Raw genomic sequence first — 3729 nt, 5'->3', positions numbered from 1 at the left:
TCGACGCAGAGTTTCTTAAGAAGTTCGACGTCTTTTTTGCTTGCGTGTTTCGCATCGCCTGCCGCGACCGCGCGGGCGACCATTGCCGCTACTTCATAACGCGTTGCCTGCTGGGCACCTTTGAATGCGCCGCAAAAACGTTGTATTTTTGGGTACTAAATCTTTGAAAAGGTGTATTATGCATATTGCAAATATCTTGAAAAGGTGTAATTAATTCGACATATAAATCTTGAAAAGGTGATAATTTCAGGGCAAATTCAGGACAAAATTCGCGCAGCAGCTGCATACCCCCTATCTGCTGCATACCGAAGACGCAGCTGAAAAAGACGGAATAATCCATCTGCCTGTCTATATGACGGGATTGCTGTAAAAACTAACCATGCTGCCTCATTAGCCGAATTTATTGTTTATGTAAAGTATGCAAAGTATGCACAATATTTGATTTGCTTTTGAAATCTACCAAAAAGATATCAAAAGTAATATAATGTTCCAGTAATTATAAAGACGGGGGTATTGTTGTGCTAAACACAAAGCCATTGCTGACCACAAACCAGTTATTGACCCATTTACAGAAAAAAGGAGTCAAATTTCAACTAATAACACTGAATGATGCCGAAACCTTCCTTACTACGTACAACAACTATTTCAGGACAGCGGCATACAGGAAAAATTTTGAAAAATATAATGGTGGCAAAAAAGACGGACAATATATAGATTTAGACTTTGCCATGCTGAAAGATTTGTGTGAAATAGACGCGCAGATACGACAGACAGCGGTTGTTATGGCATTGGATATAGAGCGTTGCGTGCGCGTTAAATTACTCAATGAAGCTGAAAAACACGGCGAAGACGGTTACGCTATAGTCGCAGACTACAGGGCTTCTCTGTCTCAAAACGGCATTGAGCGGTTAGATAAAGAACTTGAACGCAATAAGAATAACCCTTATTGCGGAGGCATTATTGACAAATACAACAACAGCTATGCAATTTGGGCATTTGTTGAGGTAATATCTTTCGGGACACTTATAGATTTTTACAGATTCTGCGCTGACATATATTCGGATAAAACGATGCGGAACTATTTCTATCTGCTTGTTTCCGTCAAAGGACTGCGCAATGCTGCAGCACACAATAATTGTATCATACACAATATGCGCCTGTCAGACAGGAAACACAAACCCGATTTTCAATTATTGCAAAAAATCCAGCCCATAAACAAGGAAACGAGAAACAAACATTTGCAAAGTGAAAGAATGCTGCAATTTGTTACGCTCCTTTACAGCTATACGCTGTTTGTACCCGGAACAGACGAACAGACAAAAATAAAAGCGATGCTGAACGGTTTACTGTTAAGAATGTTCCTGCATATTGACTATTACAAAAAGCACACACTGATACAGGCAAAATTTGAATTTATTAAAAAAGTAGTTGACATTTTATATTAAAAGTATAAAATGAAACCACAGCGAAAAAATGACTTGGTCATTTTCAAGGACGCGATTGCGCAAGCGATTGGGTCCGATTTTTTTTGGCGCTATTTCAAAACAAAAAAACAGGAACCCGTAAGAGAAAACGAAATTGATAACCGATCCAAAAGCAAATCCCCCGACGGCAGTCGGGGGTGTTAAAAATCAGAGTTTTATAATTAACTGTCAAAACAGATTATTTGCAATGTTCGCAGCTGTGTTTGGCAAGATATTCCTGATACATTGCACCATCATTCAGCTGATACACGTACCTGTTTTGTTTGGGACACTTAAAATCTTTGTCAAGATATTTCTTGTCAATAAGATAATTTACCAAATGAATGAATGACATGGTTGTTCCCTGAGCGGCAGAAAAATGATACAGGGAATACAGATAATCACAAATAGCAGTGCAATTTGCTATTCTTCTTATTCTGTATTCAAAAAATTTCATATCATCATCACTAAACTGTGCTATCTTGCTTAAATAGCAGGCATGTGAAAATATGGCTAAAGCAGCATCAAGTTTCATCTCAAACTCTTTGCCGCGCTGCCTGTCGCCATCTATCGCAAACTCTCCGTCGTAGGTGATTTCATGTCCACAGCCATTCCAATCAACCAATGAGATTGCGTCTGCAATATCCTTGTCGCTGCGTGTTTTGTCAATGAGATTGTAAAGCGAATCCAGTTCCCTGAACTTACTATTACTTTTCCATTCGCGAAACGCAATATACGCTCCATAAGCGGTTGCAATCGCTATTACTATTTCAACTATATGTTCTGCAAACCAACTACCCATAACTTTTCCCTCCTTAATTTGTTAAAAAACAGGGTTCCGTGAGGAACCCTGTTTAGTTAAGCAATTAGCTTAGAATTTGACATCCGTCTGGAACATAAGGACATTGTCTTTGCCTTCCATAACTTTCTTTGAGAAGGCGCCTGCGTATGTGTTGTTGTCACCATAGTCGATAACATCGTATGCGAGCATGAATGTGATTGCCGGGTTAAGTTTGTATTTAACACCGAGACCATATTCTTTTGCATTGTCCTGTCCGTCTGTTGACCAGTTGGCAAATGTGCCGCGGAGGAATGTGCTCCATTTTTTGTTCCATTTCTGGTTAAGCTGGATGTGCCAGATTTTTGAAACTTCGTTGTTAACCGGGCGTGAGTAGAATACTGACGGTTCTGTTGAGAAGCTGCCCATTGAGTAGCAGTTAACGCCGTTGTTTGCTCCATTGTTGCCGCCGAAGCCGTTCTTCATCTGCGCATATTCAACCCAGAGGTCTGTGAACTTAAGAACGTTCTGTTTGACGTCAAGAATAACTTTGAATGCATACTGGTTTTCGTCAAGATCGTTTGTGGGCTGCATAATTTTCTGCCAGTAGTAAACGCCTTTGAGGGCAATACCGTCTGCGAATTTGTAGCCGGCTGTTACACCGTAGGTGTGCACGCTGCCGTGGCTTGTCCAGAATCCGTCTGCTTCTTTTGTTGCATCTGTCCAGAAACCGTTGTCACCGGCCATCCAGTATGCCATACCGCCGAGTGTAAGTTTATCTGTCGGTGTCCATTTGAGGTTAAGGCTATAAAGCATGTGATCGTTTTTGTTCTGGTTCTCATAGTAGAAACGTTTGCCGCCTGAGCTGTTACGTCCGATGACTGCATCAAGTTTCACTTTGTTCCATTTCTTTGTGAACCAGAAACCGTCCATACGCCAGTCGCCGATGAGAGCGTCTTCGTCTGCGTAGAGACCGTAGTCGCCTTCCCAGTCAAACTGTGAACGTCCTATTTTAACTTCGAGTCCCCAGAACGGGAGTTTTGTACCAACGTAGAATTTACGCGTTGAGAATGTTGAGCCTTCGCCTTTACCGTCATCAGGATTTGCTGTTGACCAGCCTGATCCAAGACGGAACTGTGAGTCAAAGTAGGTGTCTTCTGTAATCTGACGGCGGAAGAACATACGTGCTGTGTCACGGTTGAAACCTTTGTTACCTGTACCAACCCATGCTGATTTGTTGGCATCTGCATAGTCACCGTTTGCGAAGTTTGCATAGAATTTGAAACGTCCGCTGATCTGCCAGCTGCCGATGCCTTTTTCGAGCTTCGTTACGCGTTTGTCGAGTTTGTCGGTTTTCGCGCCGAGTGCTGCGAGTTCGTCTTTGAATTCGACGCAGAGTTTCTTAAGAAGTTCGACGTCTTTTTTGCTTGCGTGTTTCGCATCGCCTGCCGCGACCGCGCGGGCGACCATTGCCGCTACTTCATAACG

The 3729-nt window shown here is 42.2% G+C and carries 3 protein-coding genes; 1 reads left to right on the top strand and 2 read right to left on the bottom strand.

Annotated elements, in window-relative coordinates; genetic code table 11:
* The first annotated feature begins 518 nt into the window (after window positions 1–518).
* Entirely contained in the window at window positions 519–1445 is a 927-nt protein-coding gene (locus KBS54_00730) for an Abi family protein (GenBank protein MBQ0054660.1), read from the top strand.
* Between the two features lie 217 nt (window positions 1446–1662).
* On the opposite strand, the gene KBS54_00725 is transcribed toward KBS54_00730, so the two are convergent.
* On the bottom strand, window positions 1663–2265 hold the full coding sequence (locus tag KBS54_00725; GenBank protein MBQ0054659.1) for a hypothetical protein: 603 nt from the start codon (window positions 2263–2265) through the stop codon (window positions 1663–1665).
* A 69-nt stretch (window positions 2266–2334) separates the two neighbouring features.
* Window positions 2335–3729, bottom strand: a 1395-nt coding sequence (locus KBS54_00720) for an S-layer homology domain-containing protein (GenBank protein ID MBQ0054658.1), incomplete at its 5' end; no start/stop codon positions are given.

The organism is Candidatus Equadaptatus faecalis (assembly GCA_018065065.1).
In the GTDB taxonomy this organism is placed as follows: domain Bacteria; phylum Synergistota; class Synergistia; order Synergistales; family Synergistaceae; genus Equadaptatus; species Equadaptatus faecalis.
This window is presented reverse-complemented; position numbering and strand designations above follow the sequence as displayed.